This window comes from Streptomyces sp. WAC05374, from assembly GCF_004353505.1.
In the GTDB taxonomy this organism is placed as follows: Bacteria; Actinomycetota; Actinomycetes; order Streptomycetales; family Streptomycetaceae; genus Streptomyces.
This window is the reverse complement of record NZ_SMNQ01000001.1, coordinates 948,418-972,754: the sequence shown is the minus strand read 5'-3', so window position 1 is coordinate 972,754 and position 24,337 is coordinate 948,418. Positions and strand designations below refer to the sequence as shown.

Genomic DNA, 24,337 nt, shown 5'->3' with positions numbered 1-24,337 from the left:
CCACCCATGGACATCCCCTCCCTCGCCGACGCCGAGGAACTCGTCTGCGACGTCCTCGTCATCGGCGGCGGTACGGCCGGGACGATGGCGGCGCTCACCGCCGCCGAGAACGGCGCGAACGTCCTCCTCCTGGAGAAGGCCCACGTCCGGCACTCCGGCGCCCTCGCCATGGGCATGGACGGCGTCAACAACGCCGTCGTCCCCGGCCGGGCCGAACCCGACGACTACGTCGCCGAGATCACCCGCGCCAACGACGGCGTCGTCGACCAGACCACCGTCCGGCAGACCGCGACCCGCGGCTTCGCCATGGTCCAGCGCCTCGAGTCGTACGGGGTGAAGTTCGAGAAGGACGAACACGGCGACTACGCCGTCCGCCAGGTGCACCGCTCCGGCGCGTACGTCCTGCCCATGCCCGAGGGCAAGGACGTCAAGAAGGTCCTCTACCGGCAGCTCCGCCGCCGCGAGATGCGCGAACGCATCCGCATCGAGAACCGCGTCATGCCGGTACGCGTCCTGACCGGCGACGACGGCGGGGCGGTCGGCGCCGCCGGGTTCCACACCCGCACCGGCGCCTTCGTCACCGTACGGGCGGGCGCCGTGATCCTCGCCACCGGCGCGGCCGGCCGCCTCGGGCTGCCCGCGTCGGGCTACCTGTACGGCACGTACGAGAACCCCACCAACGCCGGCGACGGCTACGCCATGGCCTACCACGCGGGCGCGGAGCTCACCGGCATCGAGTGCTTCCAGATCAACCCGCTCATCAAGGACTACAACGGTCCCGCCTGCGCCTACGTCGCCAACCCCTTCGGCGGCTACCAGGTCAACCGGCACGGCGAGCGGTTCGTCGACTCCGACTACTGGTCCGGCGCGATGATGGCCGAGTTCGCCGAGGAGCTGGCTTCCGACCGCGGCCCGGTCTACCTCAAGCTGAGCCACCTCCCCGAGGAGTCGGTGGCGGCCCTCGAAGGCATCCTGCACACCACCGAACGCCCCACCCGTGGCACCTTCCACGCCGGCCGCGGCCATGACTACCGCACCCACGACATCGAGATGCACATCTCGGAGATCGGCCTGTGCGGCGGCCACTCCGCCTCGGGCGTACGCGTCGACGCCCACGCCCGCACCACCGTGCCCCGCCTCTACGCCGCCGGAGACCTGGCCTGCGTCCCGCACAACTACATGATCGGGGCGTTCGTCTTCGGGGATCTCGCGGGAGAGGACGCCGCGCGGTACCGCGCCCACGACGGGGAACTGCCCGCCGCGCAGCTCCGCGAGGCCCACGAGCTGGTCTACCGGCCGCTGCGCAACCCCGGTGGCCCGCCGCAGCCCCAGGTCGAGTACAAGCTGCGCCGCTTCGTCAACGACTACGTCGCCCCGCCCAAGTCCGGCGCCCGGCTCTCGCTCGCGGTCGAGCACTTCGAGCGGATGCGCGCGGAGATCGCCGCCATGGGGGCCACCACCCCGCACGAGCTGATGCGCTGCGCGGAGGTGACCTTCATCCGCGACTGCGCCGAGATGGCGGCCCGCGCGTCCCTGGCCAGGACGGAGTCCCGCTGGGGCCTCTACCACGAGCGCACCGACCACCCCCGGCGCGACGACGCGTCCTGGCTCCACCACCTGGACCTGCGCAAGGCGGCGTCCGGAGCGATGGAGTTCACCGCCCGGCCCGTCGCGCCCTACCTCGTCCCCGTCGACGAGTACGCCCCCGCCGGCGGGCCCTCCCGGCACCTCGGCGAGGTGGCCCTGGAGCAGGTGGCGACCGCCGGACCGCGCGGGGCCGCCCCCACCGCCCTCCGTGCCGCCGCCGCCCCGCGCACCCCCGGCGGGGCGCGGCCCGCGTCCCCGCGCATCCTGGAGCTGCTGGCCCTCACCGAGGACCAGCCCCCGCTGGCCGCGTTCCGCCCCTACCTCCAGGATCCCGACCCCGCCGTGCGCCGCGCCGCCGTCGCGGCCCTCACCGAGACGGCACCGGACGGCACGGGCCCGGCGCTGGCACGGGCGCTCGCCGACCAGGACCCGGGCGTGCGGGGCGCGGCGGCGGACTCGCTGCGCGAGCTGGTCGAGACCTTGCCGCCGGGGCCGGAGCTGCGGGAGCCCCTGGTCGCCGCGCTCCCGTCGGACGACCCGGTGGTCCGCGCGGCGGCGTCGGCCGTGCTGCGCGCGCTGCGGCTGGGCGACGCCGCCCTGTTCCTCCCCGGCCTGGACGACCCGGACCACACGGTGCGCGTCGAGACGGTGCGCGCCCTGGTGTCGGTCGACGCCGTCGACGGGTTGGCGGCGGCCGCGGGCGACGCCCACCGCGAGGTGCGCGTCGCCGCCGCCAAGGGCCTCGCCGCGGTGACGGCGCCCCCGGCGGCCGGCGTGTCCGGCATCCTGGCCCGGCTGGTGGCGGACGACGACGTTCTGGTGCGCGCCGCCGCGTTCGAGGCCCTGGGGTCGGCCGGCTGCCCGCCCGTGCTCACGTCCGCCGCGGTGGCGGCCCTCGCCGACCCGCACTGGCGCCCCCGCGCCGGCGCCGCGGCCGCCCTCGGCGCGGCACCGGCGGACGTGGCCGTCCCCGCCCTGGCCGGGGCGCTGGGCGACGCCAACGCGGACGTGCGCAAGGCCGCGGTGCTGGCGCTGCTGCGCCACCGGGCCGACCGGCGGGCCCGCACGGCGCTGGCCACCGCCACCGGAGACCCGGACGCCGATGTGCGCGCCTACGCGGCCCGGGGCCGCGCCTGACCGGCGCCCCCGGCACGCCACGGGCACCGCTGCCACGCGGACCGGGTGCGCACCGTGGCCGTCCGGCCACGCGGCGTGCCCGGGGCGCCCGTCACGTGTCGCGCGTGGCCGCCATCCCGATCGTCACCAGCCCGAGCACCACCCAGCCGAACCACAGCCAGCCGTTGCTGCCGAGGGCCACCGTGTACGCCGTCGTCAGCACCAGCGCCCCGACGGTGAGCCCACTCATGGTCTTCGTGGAACCGGACATGCGCGTCCTCCTCATGGCGGCCGTACCGCCATGGTCCCCCCTGAGGAGCCCCGCCCGCTACCGTCCGCGCGCCTGGAGGGAGGCCAGGTAGGCGTTGTACGCCTCCAGCTCCTTGTCGCCGTCCCGGTCGGCCGCCCGGTCCTTGCGGACCGCCTGGCGCTGCTCGGACCGGTACCACTGGTAGACCAGCGCGATCAGCACCAGCACGGAGGGGATCTCACTGAACGCCCAGGCGATGCCGCCGGCCGCGTTCTGGTCGGCGAGGGCGTCGAGGCCGAGCGAGGCGGGCGGGTTCTCGTACGCCTTGACCATCGGCTCCGTCGCCATCATCAGCGCGATGCCGAAGAAGGCGTGGAACGGCATGCCCGCGAAGAGCTCCAGCATCCGCATCACGTAGCCGGGCCGGTGCGGACCGGGGTCCACGCCCATGATCGGCCAGAAGAAGACCAGGCCCACCGCGAGGAAGTGCACCATCATCGCGATGTGCCCCGGCCTGGAGCCCATCAGGAAGTCGAACAGCGGCGTGAAGTACAGGCCGTACAGGCTCGCGATGAACAGCGGGATCGTGAACACCGGGTGCGTGATGATCCGCATGTAGCGGCTGTGCAGCAGCGCCAGCAGCAGTTCGCGCGGCCCCTTGGCGCCCCGCCGCGAGGCGACCGGCAGCGCGCGCAGCGCCAGCGTCACGGGCGCCCCGAGCAGCAGCAGGATCGGCGACAGCATGCTGATGACCATGTGCTGGACCATGTGCACGCTGAACATGACCATGCCGTAGTCGTTGAGCCGGGTGCACATCACCAGGGCGATGCTCAGCACGCCGACGACGAACGACACGATCCGCCCCACCGGCCAGGCGTCACCGCGCCGGCGCAGCCGCACGACGCCCCACCCGTACAGGCCGAGCGCCAGCAGGCAGCCGGCCAGGAAGAACACGTCCGGCGAGAACTCCAGGGCCCGCCCCAGGGTGAACGGCGGAAGATCCATGGGCATGTCGTGCATACCGTGCCCGCTGTGATCCATCCGCCGGCTCCTGTTTCGTTTCGTGCTGGGTTGTCCGCTTGCGGGGTCCAGACTAGAACCGCCCCCGATCGCGGCTGCGACCGGGGGCGGGTGGTTCAGTGCGAAACGAGGATCACAGGACGGTCTCGGCCTCGTCGTACCGCTCCGCGGGCACCGTCTTCAGGGTCTGCACCGCGTCGGCCAGCGGCACCATCACGATGTCCGTGCCGCGCAGCGCGGTCAGCATGCCGAACTCGCCCCGGTGCGCCGCCTCCACCGCGTGCCAGCCGAAGCGGGTGGCGAGGACCCGGTCGTACGCGGTCGGCGTCCCGCCCCGCTGGACGTGGCCGAGGATCACCGCGCGGGCCTCCTTGCCGAGCCGCTGCTCCAGCTCGCCGGCGAGCTGCTGCGCCACGCCGGCGAACCGCTCGTGGCCGTAGATGTCCTTGCCGCCCTCGTTGAACTCCATGGTCCCGGCGCGCGGCTTCGCGCCCTCCGCGACCACGACGATCGCGAATTTCTTGCCCGCCTCGAAGCGCGCCCCGACCCGGGCGGTCAGCTCGTCGATGTCGAAGGGGCGCTCGGGGACGACGATCGCGTGCGCACCGGCGGCCATGCCGGAGTGCAGCGCAATCCAGCCGGTGTGGCGGCCCATGACCTCGACGATCAGCACGCGCTGGTGGGACTCGGCGGTGGTCTTCAGCCGGTCCAGCGCCTCCGTGGCGACCCCGACGGCGGTGTCGAAGCCGAAGGTGACGTCGGTGGAGGCGATGTCGTTGTCGATGGTCTTCGGCACGCCGACGATCGGCAGCCCGGCCTGGGAGAGCAGGTTGGCCGCCTTGAGGGTGCCCTCGCCGCCGATCGGGATGATCGCGTCCAGGCCCAGGTCGGCGACGTGCCCCTTGGCGCGCTCGACACCGTCGACGAGGTGCGCCGGCTGGACGCGGGAGGAGCCGAGGATGGTGCCGCCGCGGGCGAGGATGCCGGCCACGGCGTCGAGGTCGAGCTTGCGGTAGTCGGCCTCCAGGAGGCCCTTCCAGCCGTCGTGGAAGCCGATGACCTCGTCCCCGTGGTCGACGACGGCGCGGTGCACGACGGAACGGATGACGGCGTTCAGACCGGGGCAGTCGCCGCCGGAGGTGAGCACACCAATGCGCATAGCCCGAAATACCTTTGCAACGTGGGCCGACTCCCGGACCACGTCGTCCGGTTGGATCCCCGCCACCCTACCGACAATGGGTGACGGGGCCGAAACGAGCGTCCGACTACTGGACGGTAGTCATACGAACCCACAAAGCCGGGGGACCGACGGTCCGTCAGGCCGGCTGCGAGGCCGCCGCGATGCGCTCCGCGCGCAGTGCCTCGTACCACCGGTCGTCGGTCGGCGGCAGCGCGTTCACATCCAGGGCCAGCTTCAGCAGCAGGTCCGCGATCTGCGGATTGCGCGCCATGACCGGTCCGTGCATGTACGTCCCGAAAACGGTGTCGTTGTACGCACCTTCGGTGCCGTCACCGGTGCCGTTGCCGTTGCCGAAGACGGTCCGGGCGAACGGGCGGGCCGTCGGGCCGAGGTGCGTGACGCCCTGGTGGTTCTCGAAACCGGTGAGCTGGGGCAGACCCAGGCGCGGGTCGATGTCCGCCAGCACGTCACCGACGCAGCGGGCACCCTCGCCGCGCGTCGAGATCACGTCGATCAGCCCGAGGCCCGGCTCCCGCTCCCCGAGGTCGTTGATGAACTCGTGGCCCAGGATCTGGTACCCGGCGCACACCGAGAAGATGATGGCGCCGTTCTCCGCCGCCCGGTTCAGACCGCCGTCACGGCGCAGCCGCTCGGCCGCCAGCCGCTGGGGCCGGTCCTCGCCGCCGCCGATCAGGTAGATGTCACCGGACGTCGGGATGGGCTGGTCGCTGCGCACGTCCACCCGCTGCACGTCCAGGCCCCGCTGGCGGGCGCGCCGCTCCACCACGAGGGCGTTGCCCTGGTCTCCGTACGTACTGAGCAGGTCCGGGTAGACCCACACGAGACGCAGACTGCTGTCGCTCATGCTCATGTCCTTTTCAGCGGGTCAGTTGCCGACGCGGCGGCGGACGTCCTGGAACGCGGTGTAGTTGGCGATCAGCTCGATCCGCCCCGGCGGGGAGAGCTGCACCGCCTCGTCGACGGTCTCGCACACCCGGAAGTCCAGGCCCGCGACCTCGAGCCGCACCGCGAGGTCCAGCCGGCGGTCGCCGATCACCACGATCGGGTGGCCGGCCAGCCGCGTGTAGTCCACGTCCCAGAGCCAGGAGGTGTCCGTGCCGTCCGCGCCACGGGCGTTGACGGAGAGGATGACCGGCGTCGGCGGCGGGTCGATCAGCGAAAACGTTTCGAGCCAGCCCGCCGGGTTCTTCGCCAGCAGCAGCCGCAGGTCACGGCCCTGGAACGACACCACGTCGTACCGGCCCGCCACCGCCTGCACCTGGTACATGCGCTCCAGCGCCACCTGCGGCGGTACGCCGAAGACGGCCGCGACGGCGGCGGAGGTGGCCGCGTTCGCCCGGTTGGCGCGGCCGGGGAGCTGGAGGTGGATCGGCCAGGCCGAGCCGTGCGGGTCCAGCACGTGCTCGCCGCTGAGCGCCCAGCTCGGGGCGGGACGGCGGAAGCCGCACTCGCCGCAGAACCAGTCGTCGCCGGGGCGCTGCATCACACCGCCGCAGGCGGGGCAGGACCAGGCGTCGTCCTTCCACTCCTGACCGGCCGCCACCCATACGACGTTGGGGGAGGAGGACGCGGCCCAGACCACGAGGGGGTCGTCGGCGTTGGCGATGACGACCGCCTTCGAGCCGGACAGGCCCTCGCGCCACTTCTCGGCGAGCATCCGCGTCTCGGCGGCGCGGTCGAGCTGGTCGCGGGAGAGGTTGAGCAGTGCGATCGCCTTGGGCGCCACGTCGCGGGCGACACCGGCGAGGTACTTCTCGTCGACCTCGATCACGCCGTACTTCGCGTCCGAGCCGCCCGCGAGGGCGGAGGTGATGCCCGCCGGCATGTTCGCGCCGAGCGCGTTCGAGACGACCGGGCCACTGGCCCGCAGTGCCTCGGCGATCAGCCGGGTGGTGGTGGTCTTGCCGTTGGTCGCCGACACCAGGACGACGTCCAGGTGCTGCGCGAGCCGCCCCAGCAGTTCGGGGTCGAGCTTGAGCGCCACCCGGCCGCCGATCACCGATCCGCTGCCGCGTCCCGCCGCGCGAGACACCGCCGCTGCGGCCTTGCCTGCGGTCACGGCCAGCTTGGCGCGCGGCGACAGCGGCTCAGGATTGCCAGGGTGTCCTGCCATCGTCCTTGTTCCTCCTAGCGTGGGTCCGGGCTCAGCCTATCGAGATCCGGCCGGGCGCCCGAACCGCGCCACCTGCTGAAACCGTCCGGGGCGGTGGAACGTACGCTGGACGCCATGCGAAACCGGCCGATCCCCGGCAGTTCCGGCCATGTACGAGCCATGACCCTGCTCGGCGACCCGGTCCTGCACACCCCCTGCGAGCCCGTCACCGACTTCGGCCCCCGGCTGGCCCGGCTCATCGAGGACATGTTCGCCACGATGTACGCCGCCGAGGGCGTCGGCCTCGCGGCCAACCAGATCGGCGTGGCCTCGCGGGTCTTCGTCTACGACTGCCCCGACGACGAGGACGTCCGCCACCTCGGCCACATCGTCAACCCGCGCCTCGTGGAGGCGGACGGGGTGACCGTGCGCGGCGCCGAGGGGTGCCTGTCCCTGCCGGGCCTCGAGGCGGGTACGGAACGTTTCGACCGCGCGGTCGTGGAAGGCGTCGACCTGCTGGGCGCCCCGGTGCGGGTGGAGGGTACGGGTTTCTTCGCCCGCTGCCTCCAGCACGAGTGCGACCACCTGGACGGCACGGTGTACACGGACCGCCTCACCGGCTGGCGCCGCGCGAAGGCCCTGCGGGCGGCACGCCGCGCGAAGTGGGCCGCCCGCGCCTGACGCCCGCGCCCGGGCCTCCGGTCGTCCCGCGCTCCACGCGGCGCCCCGGACGTCACGCGCCCTGCGCGGCGTCCTCCGCCGGACGCCCCGGCGGTGCGCGGCGGCCCCGCCGTCAGAACCCCGGGCCGCCCGTCCTGTCGTCGACCTGCTCCAGCCGGCCCCACAGCAGGTCCGCCAGCCCGCGCACCAACTCCTCGCGCGTACAAGGGCGTTCGCCGAGCCACCAGTCGCCCGCCGCGTGCATCATGCCGACGATCCCGTGGCCCCAGACCCGGGCCAGCACCTCGCTGTTCGGGCCCAGGTCGACGCGCTCGGCGATGACCCGGGCCAGCTCCTCGCCCATGCGGCGCAGGACCGGCGCCGAATGGCGCCCTATGTCGAAACCCTGCTCCGACTGCTGGCCGGCGCCGGCGTCCTCCGACGGGTGCATCAGGAACCGGTACACCTGCGGGCGGGCCTCGATGGCGGCGAGATAGGTGTCGAGCGTCGCCTCCACCCGCTCCCGCCGGTCGGCCGGCGCGTCGAGCGCCGACTGGAGGGCGGACAGCAGGGCGTCCGTGTGGCGCTTGGCGAGCGCGCGGTACAGGCCGCCCTTGTCGCCGAAGTGGCGGTAGAGGATCGGTTTGGTGATGCCCGCCTCGGCGGCGATGGCGTTCATGGACGCCTGCGGTCCGTCGCGGAGGACCACGCGGTCGGCGGCCTCGAGCAGCTCGCGTCGCCGCTGGTCGGCCGACCGCTGCTGGTCGGTCCGGTGTGTGGTCTCCATAGCGTGTCTCCCCGCCCGTGCGATGTCCCTAAGACCTGCGCAACGTAACACCCGCCCCCTCGGCACTGCCGGTTGACAGCGGCTACTTACCGGTAACAGACTGCGGTTACCGCAAGTAACACGCCGGGAGGGAACATGGCCGAGTTCACGTTTGAACTCAACGACGACCAGAAGCAGGTCCGTGACTGGCTGCACGGCTTCGCCAAGGACGTGATCCGACCGGCCGCCTCCGAGTGGGACGAGCGGGAGGAGACCCCCTGGCCGATCATCCAGGAGGCCGCCAAGGTCGGCATCTACTCCCTCGACTTCTACGCCCAGCAGTTCTTCGACCCCACCGGTCTCGGCATCCCCCTGACGATGGAGGAGCTGTTCTGGGGCGACGCCGGCATCGCCCTGTCCATCGTCGGCACCGGCCTGGCGGCGGTCGGCGTCCTCGCCAACGGCACCGAGGAGCAGATCGGCACCTGGATACCGCAGATGTACGGCGACCCCGACGACGTCAAGGTCGCCGCCTTCTGCTCCTCCGAGCCCGACGCGGGCTCGGACGTCGCCGCCATGCGCACGCGCGCCGTGTACGACGAGGCCAAGGACGAGTGGGTGCTCAACGGCACCAAGACCTGGGCCACCAACGGCGGCATCGCCAATGTCCACGTCGTCGTCGCGGTCGTCGACCCCGGGCTCGGCTCCAAGGGCCACGCGTCCTTCATCGTCCCGCCGGGCACCCCGGGCCTGTCCCAGGGGCAGAAGTTCAAGAAGCACGGCATCCGCGCCTCCCACACCGCCGAGGTCGTCCTCGAGGACGTCCGGGTCCCCGGCTCCTGCCTGCTCGGCGGCAAGGAGAAACTGGACGAGCGCCTCGCCCGCGCACGCGAGAAGGCCGCGAAGGCCGGGCCGGGTGGCGAGCGCGTCAAGAACGCCGCCATGGCCACCTTCGAGGCGTCCCGCCCCGCCGTCGGCGCCATGGCCGTGGGCACCGCGCGCGCCGCGTACGAGGTGGCCCTCGACTACGCCAGGACGCGCGTGCAGTTCGGCCGCCCCATCATCGACAACCAGGGCGTCGCCTTCCAGCTCGCCGACATGCGCACCCAGATCGACGCGGCCCGCCTGCTGGTCTGGCGCGCCTCCTGGATGGCGACCACCGGCAAGCCGTTCACCTCGGCCGAGGGCTCGATGTCGAAGCTGTACGCCAGCGAGGTCGCCAAGAAGGTCACGGCCCAGGCCGTCCAGATCCTCGGCGGCAACGGCTTCACCCGCGAGTACCCGGTGGAGCGGATGCACCGCGACGCCGCCATCTACACGATCTTCGAGGGCACGAGCGAGGTCCAGCGCCTCGTCATCGCCCGCACCCTGTCGGGCATGCCGATCCGCTGACCGCGCGCCCGGACGGGTGGCGGGGCGCCTCCCCCGTGTGAGGCGCCCCGCCCGTCCGCGTGACGTCACTTGACCGAACCGGCCATCACGCCCTGGACGAAGTGCCGCTGGAAGGCGAAGAAGACCACCACCGGCACGATCAGGGACAGGAAGGCACCCGGCGCCAGGACGTCGATGTTGCTGCCGAACTGCCGCACCTGCGACTGGAGTTCCACCGTCAGCGGCTGGGAGGAGCTGTCGGCGAAGAGCAGCGCCACCAGCATGTCGTTCCACACCCACAGGAACTGGAAGATCGCCAGGCTCGCGAGGGCGGGCCGGCCCACCGGAAGCACCAGTTGCGTGAAGATGCGCCACTCGCCACCGCCGTCCATCCGCGCGGCCTCCAGCATTTCACGCGGGATGTCGGCGAAATAGTTCCGCAGCAGGAAAATCGCGAACGGCAGCCCGTACGCCACGTGGAAGAGCACCACGCCCGGGATCGTGCCGAACAGGCCGAGCTGCCCGAAGAGCTTGGCGACCGGCAGCAGACCCACCTGGACCGGCACCACCAGCAGGGCCACCACCAGCAGGAAGATCCAGTCCCGGCCGGGGAACTCCAGCCAGGCGAAGGCGTATCCGGCGAGCGCCGCGACGACCACGACGAGCACGGTCGTGGGCACCGAGATCAGCACCGTGTTCCAGAAGGCCCGGGTGATGCCGGCGTTGCCCAGCAGCGCCGTGTAGTTGTCGAAGGAGAGCTGGGCGGGACTGGTGAGCGCGGTCCACCAGCCGCTCGCGGCGTTGTCGTTGGCCGACCGCAGCGAGGACAGCAGCAGCCCGGCCACCGGGGTGATCCAGACCAGGCCGACGACGGCCAGGAACGCCTGGACCAGCCCGCTGCCCAGCCACCGGCGCAGCCGGCCGCCCGGCGGCCGGGTGGCCGCGGGACGGGCGGGCGGTGCCGGCGGGGCGGACGTCTTCGTCTCGGGTGCGGTGACGGTCGCGCTCATGACTGGCTCCTGCGGAAACGGCGGACGTTGAAGACCATGGCCGGGATCACCAGCAGCAGGAGCAGCACGCCGAGCGCGCTGCCGAGCCCCTGGTTGTTGCCGCCGCCGAAGGAGACCAGCCACATCTGGGTGGCCAGCACGGTGGCGTCCTCCTGCACCGGGCCGGGCGCGATGATGTAGATGAGGTCGAAGACCTTCATCACATTGATCACCAGGGTCACGAACACGACCGTCAGCACGGGCGCCAGCAGCGGCACGGTGATCCGGCGGAACACCTGCCACTCGCTCGCCCCGTCCATCCGGGCCGCCTCCAGCGCGTCGCGCGGCAGCGACGACAGTCCGGCGCCGATGAGCACCATGGCGAAGCCGGTCCAGATCCACAGGTACGCGCCGATGATCGCCGGGGTGACCAGGGCGGGACCGAGCCAGGAGACGCCCTCGTACGGCGGGGCGAAGTTCGCCGCGGGCAGCCGCACGGTGTACGAGCCGTCCGTGAGGCCGGCGAAGCGGAACGAGCCGTCGGCCGCCGTGGTCGCCGTGGCGACCGCCTCGCCGTCCCGGACCGCCTCCACGGTCATCCCGGGCAGCCCGCGCTCGGCCGGGTCGATCACGCCCGGCCGCCCCCCGCCGCCGGGCGTGAAGTCCAGGTAGACGACACCGCCCACCTCGCCCGGACCGGCCTTCGCCGAAGACGCGCTCTCGGCACCGGCCGGCACCTCCTTGGGCGGCACGCCCACGAACCCGAGGTTCACGGTGTCGCCGGGGGAGACGGCCTCGGCGGTGCCGTACGACCCGTCGGCGGCCTTCTTCAGGCCCTGCCCGTCCCGGGCCCGGGCGGCCGGGTAGGAGGAGGTGTCCTCGAAGGCGTCGTGCACGGTGACGACCGCCGCGTTGAGGACGCCCTTGTCGGGGTCCTCCTCGTAGGCGAGCCGGAAGATGATGCCCGCCGCCAGGAAGGAGACGGCCATCGGCATGAACAGCAGCAGTTTGAACGCGGTGGCCCAGCGGACCTTCTCCACCAGCACGGCCAGGATCAGGCCGAGCCCGGTGAGCAGTGTCGGGGCCACGACGACCCAGATGGCGCTGTTGCGGATGGCGGTCAGCGTGGCCGGGTCGCGGAACATCTCCGCGTAGTTCTCGCCGCCGACGAACCGGGTCCCGGCCGCGTCGAAGAAGCTGCGGCCGACCGAGAACACGACGGGGTAGACGACCAGCGCGCCGAGGAGCAGCAGCGCCGGCAGGACGAAGGCCACGGCGATGGTCCGCCGGCGGCGCTGTGCGCGCCGCCGGGGACTCGCGGCCCCCACGGGAGTGGTGAGGGTGGTCATGGTGGTCAGCCCTTGTACGCCTTGGCCGCCGCGGCCTCGAGCGCCGCCGCGGTGGCCGCCGGGTCGGACGGGTCGCGCAGGAAGTCCTGGAGCAGCTTCCACTCGCCGACGCCCTTGGTGCCGCCGAAGGAGGCCGGTGCCTGGTCGGACATGTCGAAGCGCACGGAGTCACCGGCGTCGATCAGGGACTTGGCCGTCTTGCGCAGCGTGTCGTCACCGTAGGAGCCGAGGTCCAGCTTCCTGTTCGGGGACAGGAACCCGCCCGCCTCCGCCCACACGGCGGCCGCCTCGGGCGTCGCGAGGTAGGCGAGGAACGCGTCCGCGGCCTTCTGGTTCTTGCCGTCCTTGAGGACGACGGCCGCGTCACCGCCGCTGACGACGGGGGCCTTGCCGCCCGCGACCGCCGGGAAGGGGAAGAAGGCCGCGTCCTTGCCGATGGTCTTGCCGAACTGGTCCTTGGCTATGCCGGCGACGAAGTCGCCCTCGTACACCATGCCGGCCTCGGGGTCGGGGCCGAAGACCTTCTCGACGGAGCCGGGGAAGTCGGTGCCGAGCGCGCCCTTCTGGCCGCCCGCGATCAGCTTCTGGTCGGAGAACAGCTTCCCCAGGGTGGTGAGGGCCTTCACCACGGTCGGGTCGGTCCACTTGATCTCGTGCTGGGCGAGCTTGTCGTACTTCTCGGGGCCGGCCTGCGAGAGGTAGATGTTCTCGAACCAGTCCGTGAGCGTCCAGCCGTCCTCACCGGCGACCGCGAAGGCCGGCAGGCCCGAGTCGGAGACGGCCTGCCCGGTCGTGAGCATCTGCTCGTACGTCGCCGGTGCCGTGACGCCCGCCTGTTCGAAGGCCTCGGGGCTGTACCAGACCGTCGACTTGTGGGCGGCCTTGAAGTACAGGCCGTACAGCTTGCCGTCGACCGAGCCGTACTTCGTCCAGACGGGCGCGAAGTTGGTGTGGACGGCGTTGATGGTGCGGTCCGGGAGAGGCTTGAGCCAGCCCTTCTTGGCGAACTGCTGGAGCACGCCGACCTGCGGGACCATCACCACGTCGGGGGCGTTGCCGCCCTCGATCTTGCTGCCGACGACCGTGGAGACGTTGTCGCCGGTCGAGGTGAACTGGGTCTTGGCGCCGGTCTTCTCGGTGAAGGCGTCCAGCACCTTCTGGAAGTTCTTCTGCTCGGCGCCGGACCAGACACCGGCCACGTTGAGGGTCTGGCCGCTGAGCTCCTTCGTTCCGCCGCCCGCGCTCACCGGGCCGCCGCCGCAGGCGGTCGCCCCGAGGGCCAGGGTCAGCGCCGAACAGCACGCCATCGCCATCCGTCGTCGTGTCATCATCGTGATACCTCCGAGGTGGTGTGGTCACCGGTCCACCAGGCGGCGGTGGAACCGGGCAGTACGCCGGCCGGGCAAGGGCCGCTGGACAGCAGGGGGGCGCCGGAGACCGGCGCGGGCACCGGGTCGGCGGTGAAGTTGACGGCGCAGACGAGGCCGTCGCCGCGTTCGAAGGCCAGGACACCGGGCGGTGACTCCAGCCAGCGCAGGGTGCCCTCGCCCAACTGCGGCAGCCCGCGCCGCAGTTGCAGGCCCTCGCGGTACAGGTGCCAGAACGAGCGCGTGTCGGCGAGCGCCCGGTCGGTGGCGTGCTCGGCGAACCAGCCGGGCTGCGGCAGCCACGGCTTGGCGCTCTCCGCGCCCGTGCTGAACCCGAACGGCGAGGCGTGCCCCGACCAGGGCAGCGGCACACGGCACCCGTCGCGGATGCGGGCCCGGCTGCCGGTGCGCCGGAAGATCGGGTCGGTGAGCACCTCGTCCGGCAGGTCCACGACCTCCGGCAGGCCCAGCTCCTCGCCCTGGTAGATGTACGCGGCGCCGGGCAGCGCCAGCATCAGCAGCGCGGCGGCCCGTGCCCGGGCGGCGCCCAGGCCGCTGCCCTCGGTTCCGGACTCGCCGTACCGGGTCACCGTGCGCACCTGGTCGTGGTTGTTGAGCACCCAGGTGACGGTGGAGCCGGTGCCGGCGATGTCGCGGATCGCGTCGTCGATGACCGTACGGAAGCTGTCCGCGCCCCAGGGGGCGCTCAGCAGGTCGAAGAAGAACGCCTGGTGCAGCTCGTCGGGTCGGACGTACTTGGCGTGCTCACGGGCGCTGGGTACGGAGACCTCGCCGACGAGCAGCCGGTCGCGGCCGTCACGGTCCGTGTACTCCTCGCACACCGCGCGCCAGTGGCGCCACACGTCGTGCACCTCGGGCTGGTTCCAGGCGAGCGGGTTGACGGAGTCGCGGGTGCGGGCGTCGGCCTCGGGGTCGGGGGAGTCCGGCAGGTCGGGGTGCTTGAACAGCCCGGCGGCCACGTCGATGCGGAATCCGTCCACGCCCCGGTCCAGCCAGAACCGCAGGACGTGCTCGAAGTGGGCGCCCACCTCGGGGTTGCGCCAGTTCAGGTCGGGCTGCTCGGGCGTGAACATGTGCAGGTACCACTGGCCGGGGGTGCCGTCCGGCTCGGTGACCCGGCTCCAGGCCGGGCCGCCGAACATGGCGTGCCAGTTGTTGGGCGGCACGTCCCCGCCGGGGCCGCGGCCCTCGGCGAAGTGGAACCGGGCGCGGGCCTCGCTGCCCGGTCCGGCGGCGAGCGCCTCGCGGAACCAGGCGTGCTCGCTGGAGCAGTGGTTGGGGACGATGTCCAGCAGCACCTTGATGCCGAGCCGGTGGGCGTCGGCCACCAGGCGGCCGAACTCGTCCAGGTCGCCGAAGACGGGGTCCACGTCGCAGTAGTCGGCGACGTCGTAGCCGTGGTCGGCCTGCGGTGACGGGTAGAAGGGGCTCAGCCAGATGCCGTCGACGCCGAGCTTCTTCAGGTACGGCAGGCCGGCCCTGACCCCGGCGAGGTCGCCGATGCCGTCGCCGGTGCTGTCCAGGAAGCTGCGGACGTACACCTGATAGATCACCGCGTCACGCCACCAGGGGTGGGCGGACCGGTGCGTGAGGTGCTGCGAGAGGCCGTCGTTGGCCGGTGCTGTGAGCATCACCCGTTGACCTGTTTCTTCGTGAAGGGGTGCGCGCCATCCAGAGCGGGTAGCGGTTATGCATGCATGTTAAGTAGGCGTGACGAGAGGGTGTCAACGATGCTGCCGAAAACAGCGAAAGTTCAAGGCTTATGTACCGATATGTCCCATGCCTCGGCAGGGTTCGGTTACCTAACGGGTAACTACAGGAGAGGTCTCAGGTCAGCGGCGGTGCGCGATGGCCGCGAGTTCCCCGGCCAGCCGCCGCACGGCCGCCTCGGGCGTCTGGCGCTGCGCCATCGCGTCGTGCGCCACGGCCTGCACGGCCAGGCTGACCTGCTCGTAGTGCGGGCTCTTGGGGCGCGGCGCGGCCGTCAGCACGCTCGCGCGCAGCGCGGGCAGGTAGGGGAAGCGGCGCACCAGCGCGGGCTCCCCGTACAGCGCCGCCCGCACCGGCGGCAGCGCGCCCTCGGTCAGCACCCGGCGCTGCACCGGCTCGCTCGTGAGGTACGCGATGAGGTCGCGCGCCGACTCCGGGTGCCGTGCGTGGCTGCTCACCGCGAGGTTCGACCCGCCCAGCACGCTCGTGCCCGGCCCCTCGGGCCCCGGCAGCGGCACCGCGCCGAACTTCCCCGCCACCCGCGAGTCCGGTCCGGACGCGCCGGCGTAGGCGTACGGCCAGTTGCGCAGGAACAGCAGCCGGCCGTCCTGGAACGCCCGGCGCGACTCCTCCTCGGTGTAGCCGAGCGCCTCCCGGGGAATCCAGCCGTCCCGTACGCCCCCGGCGAGGAAGCCGATCCCGGAGCGGGCGGCGGCCGAGTCCACGGTGACCCGCTCGCCCTCGTCGCCGAGGATGGTGCCGCCCGCCGAGTAGACGGCCTCCGCGGCGTTCACCGTCAGCCCCTCGTACGGCAGGAACTGGCCCGCGTACCCCTCGAGGCCGTACCGCGGGGCGATCGTCCGGGCCTGCCGCCGGAGCTCCGCCCAGGTGCGCGGCGGCCGTTCGCCCTCGCGCTCCAGCACGTCCTTGCGGTAGAAGAGCATTCCGGCATTCGTGACATACGGGACGGCGTACAGCTTGCCGTCGTACGTCGCCGTGTCCACCACCGGCGGCAGGAAGCTGCTCAGCGGGAAGCGCCGCCGGTCCACCGGTGCGATCCACCCGGCCGCGGCGAACTCCGACGTCCACGCCACATCGATGTTGAGGACGTCGAACCGGCCCGCTCCCGACCGCAGGTCCGTGATCATCTGGGCCCGGGTCTCGTCCGCCGAGTCCGGCAGCTCCACCAGCGTGACCTTCTCGCCCGGGTGCGCCCGGTTCCAGCCGTCGAGCACCCGGCCCAGGTAGCCGGTGAGGTCACCGGCCGTCGCCAGGGTCATCGGGCCCCGCCCGCCGCCGGGCGCCCGGTCCGCCGGAGCGGCCCCGGAGGCCGCGTACCCGGTCATAATGACCATGACCACGAGGAGACCCCTACCCGCGGCACGTATCCACCGCATAGGTTCCTCCCAGTGCACCCGGCGCAAGACATCGGCGTCCGCGTCTGCGGGCATGTATACCCGTTAGGCATGGGCGATACTAGAGCCCACATCACACCGGGAGCACGTGGAGGAGGACAGCACGGGTGCGCCTTCCCCTCCTCGCACTCCTCGCGCGCGGCCCCGCCCACGGCTACGAGCTCAAGCAGGACCTTGAGCAACTGCTGGGCGCCGCGTACCCTCCCACCAACGTCGGCCAGATCTACGTGACGCTCGGCCGGCTGGAGAAGTCCGGGCTCATCGAGGGCGAGGAGATCGCCCAGGAGAGCCGGCCCAACAAGAAGATCTACCGTCTCACCGAAGCCGGGCAGGAAGCCCTGCGCGCCTGGTTCGAGGAGACGGCCGACGAACCGAGGGTCCGGGACGAGTTCTTCATGAAACTCGCCCTCGCCCCGCGCACCGGGCTCGCCGACCAGATCGCCCTCATCAACAGACAGCGACGCGAGTACCTCAACACCATGCGCAACCTCTCCAAGCTGGCCGCGACCGAAGACCGCGACAACCGCATGGCCCACCTCCTCATCGAGGGCGCCATGCTGCACCTCCAGGCCGACCTGGACTGGCTGGAGCGGTGCCAGGAGGAACTGGAGGACCTGCGGTGACGGACGGTTCCATACCCCTGCTGCGCGCCGAGGGCCTCGTCAAGACCCACTACGGCGAGGGCGCCCCCGCCCACGCCGTCCGCGGCGTCGACCTCTCCGTACGCCACGGCGAGTTCGTCGCGATCACCGGCCCCTCCGGCGCCGGGAAGTCCACGCTGCTGCACCTGCTCGGCGGGCTCCAGCGCCCCGACAGCGGCTCCCTGTGGCTTGACGGAGAGCGCACCGACGACTACGGCGAGGCGCGGTGGGCCACCGAGCGCCGCCGCAGCATCGGCATCGTCTTCCAGTTCTTCAACCTCGTCTCCAACCTCACCGTCGCCGACAACATCGAACTCCCCGCCCTGCTCGCCGGCACCTCCGCCCGGCAGGCCCGCGCCGAGCGCGAGAAGCTGCTCGCCGAGCTGGGCCTGGAGGGCAAGGCCCGCAGCATGCCCGGCGAACTGTCCGGCGGCGAGCAGCAGCGCGTCGCCCTCGCCCGCGCCCTGGTCAACCAGCCGCGCCTGCTGCTGGCCGACGAACCGGCCGGCAGCCTCGACAGCAAGGGCACCCGCGAGGTGATGCGGCTGCTGACCCGCTACCACCAGCGCGGGCAGAGCATCGTTCTCGTCACCCACGACGCCCGCCTCGCCAGCGCCGCGGACCGGGTGATCAGCTTCTTCGACGGCCGCATCGCCGACGACGCCGCACTGGGCGGGACGCCCCGCCGCGGCACCGGCCTGCCCGGCGTGCTCGAACTGAACGAGCTGAAGGACTGACCGGCGGTGCGGGCCATGCTGCGCTGGGCGCACGCCGATCTGCGGACCCACCGGGGCGAGGCGCTGTTCCTCGTCGCCGCCACCGCCGGCATCGTCGCCTCCCTGCTGCTCGCGACCGCCCTGTTCGGGTACGCCACCAACCCCTGGCAGCGGGTGTTCACCCAGTCCCGCGGCGCCCACGTCTGGCTGCACACCGGCCCGGCCGCCGACACCGGCCGGCTCGCCGCGCTCGACGGTGTCGCCGCCGTCTCCGGCCCGTACCGCACCGCCACCACCACCGCCGCCTCGCGCGGCGCCCGCGCCGGTGTGGAACTGCGCGCCACCGGCGCCGGCCTGCCCGCGACCGGCCGCCCCCTGATCACCGCCGGCCGCTGGCTCGACCCCGCCACCCCCGACGGCGTCGTCCTCGAAGCCGGGCTCGCCCGTGCCCTGTGGGCCGAACCCGGCGACCGGGTCACCGTCACCGGCCGCACCCTGACCGTCCTCGGCGTCGCCGAGACCGCCGAACGCCGCTACCGCCCCGGGGAGCGGCCCGGCACCGTCTGGGCCCTGCCGCGCGCCGTGCCCGGGGACCGCACCGCCGGCCAGGTCGTCGGGCTGCGGCTCGCCGACCCCGACGACACCGACTACACGGTCCAGCGCGCCGTCACCGCGATCGGCGCGGGCGCCGTCAACGACGTCTCCACCTGGCAGCAGGCCCGCGCCGAGGCGCAGGGCGACACCAAGCTCCTCGGCCAGGTGCTCGGGCTCTTCGGCATCGGCGCCCTGGTCGCGGCCGCGCTCGCCGTGTTCGGTGCCATCGCCACCCGGGTGCGCGGCCACCTGCGGGACATCTCGGTCCTCAAGGCCGTCGGGTTCACCCCCGGCCAGGTGGTGCGGATCTTCCTCGTCCAGCACCTGGCGTTCGCCGTCCTCGGGGCGGCCCTCGCCGTGCTGCTCGTGCGGACGCTGGGCGGCCGCCTGCCGGGCCGGCTCGGTGACGCGGTGCAGGTCTGGCAGGGACTGCCCGGCCACCTGCCGGCCCTGCTGCTGGTCCCCGCCGCGGCCGTGCTGTTCATCGGGGCGGCCACCTGCCTGGCGGCCTGGCGGGCGGGCCGCGTGCCGCCCGTACCGGTGCTGCCCCCGGCCGCCGCACCGGGCGGGGGCCTGTCCGGCGCGGCCAGGAAGGCGCTCGGACTGCGCGTCCCGCCCGCCCTGGTCCTCGGCTGGCACCGCGCCTTCGGGCGCGGCCGGCGGGCTCCGGCCACCATCGTGCGCCTCGCGCTGCCGCTGCTGCTGATCACCGTGGCGCTCGGCGCGTGGACGACCATCGAACGGTTCGACAGCCGCCCCGAGCAGCTCGGCCTCGCCGCCGCGCTCACCGCCCGCCCCGACTCCACGCTCACCGACCGCGAGGCGGCCGCCCTCCTCGCGGCCAACCCCGGCGTCCGGGCCGCTCACCCCGGCCTGGAGGTCGCCGCCCTGGTCCCCGGCCAGACCGGCACCATCGCCCTGCGCGGCCTCGGCACCCGCGAGCGGCCCTACCCGTACTCCATCGCGGAGGGCCGTGCCGCCCACGGTCCCGACGAGGCCGTCGCCGGGCAGGGCCTGCTGGACCTGCTCGGCGCCCACGTCGGCGACTGGGTACGGCTCACCGTCGGCGGCCACCCGCAGGTGCTGCACATCGTGGGCCGCAGCATCGAACCGGAGAACGGCGGCCGGGTCGTCTCCACCTCGCTGGACACCCTCCGCGAGAACGACCCCGCGCTGCGCCCCAGCCTCTACCAGCTCCAGTTGCGCCCCGGCGCCGACCCGCGCACGGTCGGCGCCGAGCTGGCCGACGCCTCCGGGGGACGGCTCGACGTCCACGAGGTCACCAGCCCCGCCGACCGCCTCTCCGCCCTGCGTGGCGTCGTCGCCGGACTGATCGGTGTCCTGGCCCTCATCGGCCTCACCGAGCTGTCCACCGCGATCGGCGGCACCGTACGGGACGGCGAACGCGACCTGCTCGCCCTGAAGGCCATCGGCCTGTCCCCGCGCCAGATCACCACGGTCACCGTCACCGCCATCGGCTGCACCGCCCTCGCCGCGGCCCTCGCCGGCACCGCCCTGGGCGTCCCCTTCGCCCACTGGCTGATCGACCACGAGGCCCACGCCACCGGCATAGGCGCCGGCATCGCCCAGGCCCCGCCGCCGCTGCACCTGCTGGCCCTCACCGCGGCCGCCGTCACCGGCGCGCTCGCCCTCGCGGCCCTCCCCGCCGCCCGCGCCACCCGCCGCCGTCTCGCGGACACCCTCAGCGCCGTCGCGTGACCGGGCGGGCGGGCCCGGGCGGGCGTGGCCGTCAGCGGTTCACGAAGTCCCTCACCTGTCCGTAGACCACCGGGTCGCTGCCGAGGGCGCTGTGCCCCAGACAGGCGGTACGGGTGTTGGTGGCGCCGCTCAGGGAGACGCTGCTGTCGGGGTTGATGAAGGTGTCGCAGGGCGACCACCAGGTGGCGTGACGCGTGCCGTCGGGGGTCTCGTCACCCGAGTTGAGGGCGGCGAGGAAGGAGGAGCCGATGCGCATCTCCCCGCACGACGTGTCGTAGCACGAGTTGGCCGCGTCCGTGCCGTGGTTGGGACCGCCCAGGGAGACCCAGGCGTCGGTCTTCCCGCTGCCGCCGAGGGTCTTGGTGTAGTGGCGGCTCGACAGCCCGCCCATGGAGTGCGTGACGATGTCGACCTTCGCCGCCCCGGTCGCTTCGAGCAGCCGGTCGACCTCCGCGGCCAGTTCCCGCGCGGTGGTGGCATTGGACTGGCGCCAGTCGTAACTCCACTGCCGCAGATGGGTGGAGGGCCAGCCGTCCGCACGGAATCTGTCGGCCATGGTGTTCCAATAGGACCCGGACGAGCTGTACCCGTGGACGAAAAGGACGGGATCACCACCCGGGGCGTACGCGGACGCCTGGGCGGCGGCCCCGGCCGGGGCGGCGGTGATGGGCGCGAACAGGACGCTCGCAACGGCGACGGCCAGCAGGTTCTTCTTCATGACCTACCTCGGTGAAGGGGCGCGTGGGGGGCGCGAGAGGAGGTTACTGGCCAGTATGGCCGGGAAGTCAATGGCCGTGCACGAAGCAGCCGCAAGAAATTCCGTGCCGTAATTCCGCTCCATTCCGTAGCGTTATTCAAAACCGACGGAAATGCACGGACGAACCCACGGCCCGAAAGCACGCTCGCGCGCCCCGACGGCCGGTGCTGTACTGAGAAGGACGGACAACCCCTGAGGAGAGGGGGCGTCATGCGTCCTTCCCCCTGGAGCCGCCGCGGCCGGACCGGTGTGGTCGCGGCCGCCCTCACCACCGCCGTGGGCCTCGTCACCGTCGTACCGGCCGGCGCGGACGAGTCACCGCCCACGAGGCAGCGCGGACCGGTCGTGCTGCGCGTCATCGACGGCGACACCCTCGAAGTGCGGGGCGACGGCCGGGTCATCCCCGACGGGACCGTCGCACGCGTGCGCCTGCTGGAGATCGACACGCCCGAGAGGGGCGAGTGCTTCAGCCGTGAGGCCACCGCGCGGACCGCCGAACTGCTGCCCGTCGGCAGCCGACTGCGCACCGAGCGGGACGTCGAGCTGAAGGACCGCTTCGACCGGTACCTGCTCTACGTGTGGAACGACGAGGACGTGTTCGTCAACGAGTCCCTCGTCCGCAGCGGCCATGCCACCCCGGTGCTGTTCGAGCCCAACGACAAGTACTGGCCCACCATGACCACGGCCGAGCGGGCCGCCCGCCGGGCCGGGGCGGGGCTGTGGTCGGCGTGCCCCTCCCGCTGAGCGTCCGCCGGTGACCCCGCGCGGCCCTACGCGCGCAGGAAGTCGAGCAGCAGCTCCGTGACCGCGGCGGGCCGTTCCAGGCTGGGCAGGTGACCGGCCCAGGGCAGCTCGACGTGGCGGGCGTCCTTCAGGACGTCGGGGAGCCCGGCGGCGATGTGCCGGAAGTCCACGAGGTCGCGCCCGCCCGACACGGCGAGGGTCCGCGCCCGGACCAGGCTCAGGTCGACGTCGTAGGTGATCCGCGGGAACCGCTCCGTGACGGCGAGCTGGACGTCGAAGGCGTGGCGCTGCATCCGGCCCACCGCCTCCCGGGCGGGCGCGTCGGCGTCCGGGCCGAGGAAGGTGCCGACGTTGAGGTCCACCGCCCCCGCGACGTCCCCCGCCTCCAGCAGCGCGTCCTCCCGCTCGGCGAACGCCCGCAGGCCGGCGGACGGTTCACGGCCGGCGAGCGCGGTGCACAGCAGCACCAGGTCGCTCACCCGGTCCGGGTGGCGGGCGGCCACCTCCAGGGCGACCCGGCCGCCGTACGAGGAGGCGACCAGTGCGGCGCGCTCGATGCCGAGGGCGTCCATGAGGTGCAGCACGTCCTCGGCATCGTTGTGCGGGCCGTCCGGCGCGGGGGTCTCGCCGAAGCCCCGGAAGTCCGCGCGCACCACCCGGTGACCGGCGGCGAGCAGGTCCGGCCACTGCGGGTCCCACATCCGCCGGTCGCACACGCCGGAGTGCAGCAGGACCAGTGCGGGGCCGTCCCCGGCCACGTCATAAGAGATCGTCATCCGGGGAACACTACGCGGCAGGCACCGCACGCGCCCACCGATATCAGGCGGGCAGCGCCGCCTCGACCGCCGCGACCAGCTCGGCCGCCTCGGGCTCCGTGCGGGGACGGAACCGGGTGACCTCGCCGCCCGGGGCGACGAGGAACTTCTCGAAGTTCCACTGCACGTCACCCGCCTCACCGCCGGCGTCCGCCACCCGCGTCAGCTCCGCGTACAGCGGGTGCCGGCCGTCGCCGTTCACGTCCGTCTTCTCCAGCAGCGGGAACGTCACGCCGTACGTCGCCGAGCAGAACGTCCCGATCTCCTCCGCCGTGCCCGGCTCCTGGCCGCCGAACTGGTTGCACGGCACGCCCAGCACCGTGAAGCCCCGGTCGCCGTACGTCTTCTGGAGCCGCTCCAGGCCCTCGTACTGCGGGGTCAGCCCGCACTTGGAGGCCACGTTGACCACCAGGACGGCCTTGTCCTTGTACTCGGCCAGGGTCGTCGGCTCACCGGACAGGGTGCGCAGCGGGATGTCGTACAGGGACATGCGGGACTCCTCCTCGAAGGGGCGCTGCCGAAGGGCAGCCAACACGGTCGATGAAAACATGCCGGGCCGGCGGGGCTCAGCGGCGGCGGAACAGACCCTCCTGCACCACCGACACCAGCAGCCGGCCCTCGCGGTCGTAGATCCTGCCCCGGGCCAGGCCCCGGCCGCCCGTCGCGATCGGGGACTCCTGGTCGTACAGGAACCACTCGTCGGTCCGGAACGGACGGTGGAACCACATGGCGTGGTCCAGCGAGGCCATGTCGAACCCCCGCGGCCCCCACAGCGGTTCGACGGGGATGCGGACCGCGTCGAGCAGGGTCATGTCCGAGGCGTACGTCAGCGCGCACGTGTGGACCAGCGGGTCGTCGCCCAGCGGGCCCACCGCGCGCATCCACACCGCGCTGCGCGGGTCCGCCTCCTTGACCTCCTCCGCCGTCCAGCGCAGCCGGTCCACGTACCGGATGTCGAACGGCTGGCGGCGCGCCATCCGCTCCAGTGCCTCGGGCAGCGCGCCCAGGTGCTCGCGGATCTCGTCCGTGACCGAGGGAAGCTCCTCCGGCCCCGGGAAGTCCAGGCGCGGCGGAAGCTGGTGCTCGAAGCCCGCCTCCTCCGGCTGGTGGAACGACGCCGTCAGGTTGAAGATCGTCTTGCCGCGCTGCACCGCGGTCACCCGGCGGGTGGTGAACGACCGCCCGTCCCGCACCCGTTCCACCTGGTACACGATCGGCACGCCCGGGGTGCCCGGCCGCAGGAAGTACGCGTGCAGCGAGTGGACCGGCCGGTCGCCCTCGGTGGTGCGGCCGGCCGCCACCAGGGCCTGGCCGGCGACCTGCCCGCCGAAGACCCGTTGCAGGGACTCCTGCGGGCTGGCGCCACGGAAGATGTTGACCTCGATCTGCTCCAGGTCGAGCAGGTCGACGAGCCGCTCGGCGGGGTTCGTCACAAAA

General features: G+C 72.8%; 22 protein-coding genes. 7 read left to right on the top strand and 15 right to left on the bottom strand.

What is annotated here, in order from left to right; genetic code table 11:
* The first annotated feature begins 6 nt into the window (after positions 1-6).
* Positions 7-2,724, top strand: coding sequence for a fumarate reductase/succinate dehydrogenase flavoprotein subunit (locus tag E2B92_RS04305; RefSeq protein WP_126887080.1), 2,718 nt, complete (start codon positions 7-9; stop codon positions 2,722-2,724).
* A 91-nt stretch (positions 2,725-2,815) separates the two neighbouring features.
* Here E2B92_RS04305 and E2B92_RS32895 read toward each other — a convergent pair whose 3' ends face one another.
* The 5 genes from E2B92_RS32895 to E2B92_RS04285 form a co-directional block, all read right to left on the bottom strand.
* Positions 2,816-2,974 (bottom strand): hypothetical protein, encoded by a 159-nt coding sequence (locus E2B92_RS32895; protein ID WP_185923647.1) that lies wholly within the window; start codon positions 2,972-2,974, stop codon positions 2,816-2,818.
* A gap of 57 nt (positions 2,975-3,031) precedes the next feature.
* Positions 3,032-3,994: a cytochrome c oxidase assembly protein gene (locus tag E2B92_RS04300; RefSeq protein WP_126887079.1), complete on the bottom strand. Its 963-nt coding sequence runs from the start codon at positions 3,992-3,994 to the stop codon at positions 3,032-3,034.
* A gap of 112 nt (positions 3,995-4,106) precedes the next feature.
* The gene (locus tag E2B92_RS04295; protein ID WP_126887078.1) at positions 4,107-5,132 is read right to left on the bottom strand and encodes a 6-phosphofructokinase; all 1,026 of its coding nucleotides are present in this window, start codon (positions 5,130-5,132) and stop codon (positions 4,107-4,109) included.
* 157 nt (positions 5,133-5,289) lie between these two features.
* On the bottom strand, positions 5,290-6,018 hold the full coding sequence (locus E2B92_RS04290; RefSeq protein WP_064067135.1) for a type 1 glutamine amidotransferase: 729 nt from the start codon (positions 6,016-6,018) through the stop codon (positions 5,290-5,292).
* A gap of 21 nt (positions 6,019-6,039) precedes the next feature.
* Positions 6,040-7,287, bottom strand: a complete 1,248-nt coding sequence (locus tag E2B92_RS04285; protein WP_126887077.1) for a Mur ligase family protein — start codon at positions 7,285-7,287, stop codon at positions 6,040-6,042.
* 114 nt (positions 7,288-7,401) lie between these two features.
* Between E2B92_RS04285 and def the strand changes: the two genes are divergently transcribed.
* A complete protein-coding gene (gene def / locus E2B92_RS04280; protein ID WP_185923646.1) occupies positions 7,402-7,947 on the top strand; it encodes a peptide deformylase in 546 nt (181 codons plus the stop codon).
* A gap of 112 nt (positions 7,948-8,059) precedes the next feature.
* On the opposite strand, the gene E2B92_RS04275 is transcribed toward def, so the two are convergent.
* Complete coding sequence (locus tag E2B92_RS04275) at positions 8,060-8,713, bottom strand: TetR family transcriptional regulator (protein WP_126887076.1); 654 nt, start codon at positions 8,711-8,713, stop codon at positions 8,060-8,062.
* A gap of 135 nt (positions 8,714-8,848) precedes the next feature.
* Between E2B92_RS04275 and E2B92_RS04270 the strand changes: the two genes are divergently transcribed.
* On the top strand, positions 8,849-10,084 hold the full coding sequence (locus tag E2B92_RS04270) for an acyl-CoA dehydrogenase family protein (RefSeq protein WP_126887075.1): 1,236 nt from the start codon (positions 8,849-8,851) through the stop codon (positions 10,082-10,084).
* A gap of 65 nt (positions 10,085-10,149) precedes the next feature.
* Here the strand turns inward: E2B92_RS04270 and E2B92_RS04265 are convergent, their stop codons facing one another.
* The 5 genes from E2B92_RS04265 to E2B92_RS04245 all read right to left on the bottom strand — a co-directional run bounded on the left by E2B92_RS04265 (position 10,150) and on the right by E2B92_RS04245 (position 16,896).
* Positions 10,150-11,073, bottom strand: a complete 924-nt coding sequence (locus tag E2B92_RS04265; RefSeq protein ID WP_235023679.1) for a carbohydrate ABC transporter permease — start codon at positions 11,071-11,073, stop codon at positions 10,150-10,152.
* Positions 11,070-12,401, bottom strand: a complete 1,332-nt coding sequence (locus E2B92_RS04260) for a carbohydrate ABC transporter permease (protein ID WP_126887074.1) — start codon at positions 12,399-12,401, stop codon at positions 11,070-11,072. Before E2B92_RS04260 ends, E2B92_RS04265 begins: the two co-directional genes overlap by 4 nt.
* A 5-nt stretch (positions 12,402-12,406) precedes the next feature.
* The gene (locus E2B92_RS04255; protein ID WP_235023678.1) at positions 12,407-13,732 is read right to left on the bottom strand and encodes an ABC transporter substrate-binding protein; all 1,326 of its coding nucleotides are present in this window, start codon (positions 13,730-13,732) and stop codon (positions 12,407-12,409) included.
* Positions 13,729-15,420, bottom strand: coding sequence for a glycoside hydrolase family 13 protein (locus E2B92_RS04250; protein ID WP_126887073.1), 1,692 nt, complete (start codon positions 15,418-15,420; stop codon positions 13,729-13,731). Before E2B92_RS04250 ends, E2B92_RS04255 begins: the two co-directional genes overlap by 4 nt.
* A gap of 201 nt (positions 15,421-15,621) precedes the next feature.
* The gene (locus E2B92_RS04245; RefSeq protein ID WP_126887072.1) at positions 15,622-16,896 is read right to left on the bottom strand and encodes an ABC transporter substrate-binding protein; all 1,275 of its coding nucleotides are present in this window, start codon (positions 16,894-16,896) and stop codon (positions 15,622-15,624) included.
* A 125-nt stretch (positions 16,897-17,021) separates the two neighbouring features.
* On the opposite strand from E2B92_RS04245, the gene E2B92_RS04240 reads away from it, so the two are divergent.
* From E2B92_RS04240 to E2B92_RS04230, 3 genes are read left to right on the top strand one after another with little or no spacing between them, the layout of a single operon-like run.
* The gene (locus tag E2B92_RS04240) at positions 17,022-17,537 is read left to right on the top strand and encodes a PadR family transcriptional regulator (protein ID WP_126887071.1); all 516 of its coding nucleotides are present in this window, start codon (positions 17,022-17,024) and stop codon (positions 17,535-17,537) included.
* Positions 17,534-18,292, top strand: a complete 759-nt coding sequence (locus E2B92_RS04235) for an ABC transporter ATP-binding protein (RefSeq protein ID WP_126887070.1) — start codon at positions 17,534-17,536, stop codon at positions 18,290-18,292. The genes E2B92_RS04240 and E2B92_RS04235 overlap by 4 nt, the downstream gene beginning before the upstream one ends.
* Before the next feature lie 6 nt (positions 18,293-18,298).
* A complete protein-coding gene (locus E2B92_RS04230; protein WP_126887069.1) occupies positions 18,299-20,584 on the top strand; it encodes an ABC transporter permease in 2,286 nt (761 codons plus the stop codon).
* Positions 20,585-20,615: 31 nt separating this feature from the next.
* On the opposite strand, the gene E2B92_RS04225 is transcribed toward E2B92_RS04230, so the two are convergent.
* Positions 20,616-21,302: an esterase/lipase family protein gene (locus E2B92_RS04225; protein WP_126888862.1), complete on the bottom strand. Its 687-nt coding sequence runs from the start codon at positions 21,300-21,302 to the stop codon at positions 20,616-20,618.
* 249 nt (positions 21,303-21,551) lie between these two features.
* Here E2B92_RS04225 and E2B92_RS04220 point away from each other — a divergent pair, with 249 nt between their 5' ends.
* Positions 21,552-22,085: a thermonuclease family protein gene (locus E2B92_RS04220; RefSeq protein ID WP_126888861.1), complete on the top strand. Its 534-nt coding sequence runs from the start codon at positions 21,552-21,554 to the stop codon at positions 22,083-22,085.
* A gap of 26 nt (positions 22,086-22,111) precedes the next feature.
* On the opposite strand, the gene E2B92_RS04215 is transcribed toward E2B92_RS04220, so the two are convergent.
* From E2B92_RS04215 to E2B92_RS04205, 3 genes are all read right to left on the bottom strand, one after another.
* Positions 22,112-22,861, bottom strand: coding sequence for an alpha/beta fold hydrolase (locus E2B92_RS04215; RefSeq protein ID WP_126888860.1), 750 nt, complete (start codon positions 22,859-22,861; stop codon positions 22,112-22,114).
* 43 nt (positions 22,862-22,904) lie between these two features.
* Positions 22,905-23,390 (bottom strand): glutathione peroxidase, encoded by a 486-nt coding sequence (locus E2B92_RS04210; RefSeq protein WP_126888859.1) that lies wholly within the window; start codon positions 23,388-23,390, stop codon positions 22,905-22,907.
* 76 nt (positions 23,391-23,466) lie between these two features.
* Entirely contained in the window at positions 23,467-24,333 is an 867-nt protein-coding gene (locus tag E2B92_RS04205; RefSeq protein ID WP_126888858.1) for an acyl-CoA thioesterase, read from the bottom strand.
* Between the last annotated feature and the right edge of the window lie 4 nt (positions 24,334-24,337).

Coding starts and splice junctions, on each gene's coding strand:
- E2B92_RS04290 (WP_064067135.1), bottom strand. CDS start 6,018: ATGAGCGACAGCAGTCTGCGTCTCGTGTGGGTCTACCCGGACCTGCTC.
- E2B92_RS04250 (WP_126887073.1), bottom strand. CDS start 15,420: ATGCTCACAGCACCGGCCAACGACGGCCTCTCGCAGCACCTCACGCAC.
- E2B92_RS04300 (WP_126887079.1), bottom strand. CDS start 3,994: ATGGATCACAGCGGGCACGGTATGCACGACATGCCCATGGATCTTCCG.
- E2B92_RS04210 (WP_126888859.1), bottom strand. CDS start 23,390: ATGTCCCTGTACGACATCCCGCTGCGCACCCTGTCCGGTGAGCCGACG.
- E2B92_RS04255 (WP_235023678.1), bottom strand. CDS start 13,732: ATGATGACACGACGACGGATGGCGATGGCGTGCTGTTCGGCGCTGACC.
- E2B92_RS04265 (WP_235023679.1), bottom strand. CDS start 11,073: ATGAGCGCGACCGTCACCGCACCCGAGACGAAGACGTCCGCCCCGCCG.
- def (WP_185923646.1), top strand. CDS start 7,402: ATGCGAAACCGGCCGATCCCCGGCAGTTCCGGCCATGTACGAGCCATG.
- E2B92_RS04260 (WP_126887074.1), bottom strand. CDS start 12,401: ATGACCACCCTCACCACTCCCGTGGGGGCCGCGAGTCCCCGGCGGCGC.
- E2B92_RS04275 (WP_126887076.1), bottom strand. CDS start 8,713: ATGGAGACCACACACCGGACCGACCAGCAGCGGTCGGCCGACCAGCGG.
- E2B92_RS04305 (WP_126887080.1), top strand. CDS start 7: ATGGACATCCCCTCCCTCGCCGACGCCGAGGAACTCGTCTGCGACGTC.
- E2B92_RS04215 (WP_126888860.1), bottom strand. CDS start 22,861: ATGACGATCTCTTATGACGTGGCCGGGGACGGCCCCGCACTGGTCCTG.
- E2B92_RS04295 (WP_126887078.1), bottom strand. CDS start 5,132: ATGCGCATTGGTGTGCTCACCTCCGGCGGCGACTGCCCCGGTCTGAAC.
- E2B92_RS04285 (WP_126887077.1), bottom strand. CDS start 7,287: ATGGCAGGACACCCTGGCAATCCTGAGCCGCTGTCGCCGCGCGCCAAG.
- E2B92_RS04245 (WP_126887072.1), bottom strand. CDS start 16,896: ATGCGGTGGATACGTGCCGCGGGTAGGGGTCTCCTCGTGGTCATGGTC.
- E2B92_RS04270 (WP_126887075.1), top strand. CDS start 8,849: ATGGCCGAGTTCACGTTTGAACTCAACGACGACCAGAAGCAGGTCCGT.
- E2B92_RS04225 (WP_126888862.1), bottom strand. CDS start 21,302: ATGAAGAAGAACCTGCTGGCCGTCGCCGTTGCGAGCGTCCTGTTCGCG.
- E2B92_RS04220 (WP_126888861.1), top strand. CDS start 21,552: ATGCGTCCTTCCCCCTGGAGCCGCCGCGGCCGGACCGGTGTGGTCGCG.
- E2B92_RS32895 (WP_185923647.1), bottom strand. CDS start 2,974: ATGTCCGGTTCCACGAAGACCATGAGTGGGCTCACCGTCGGGGCGCTG.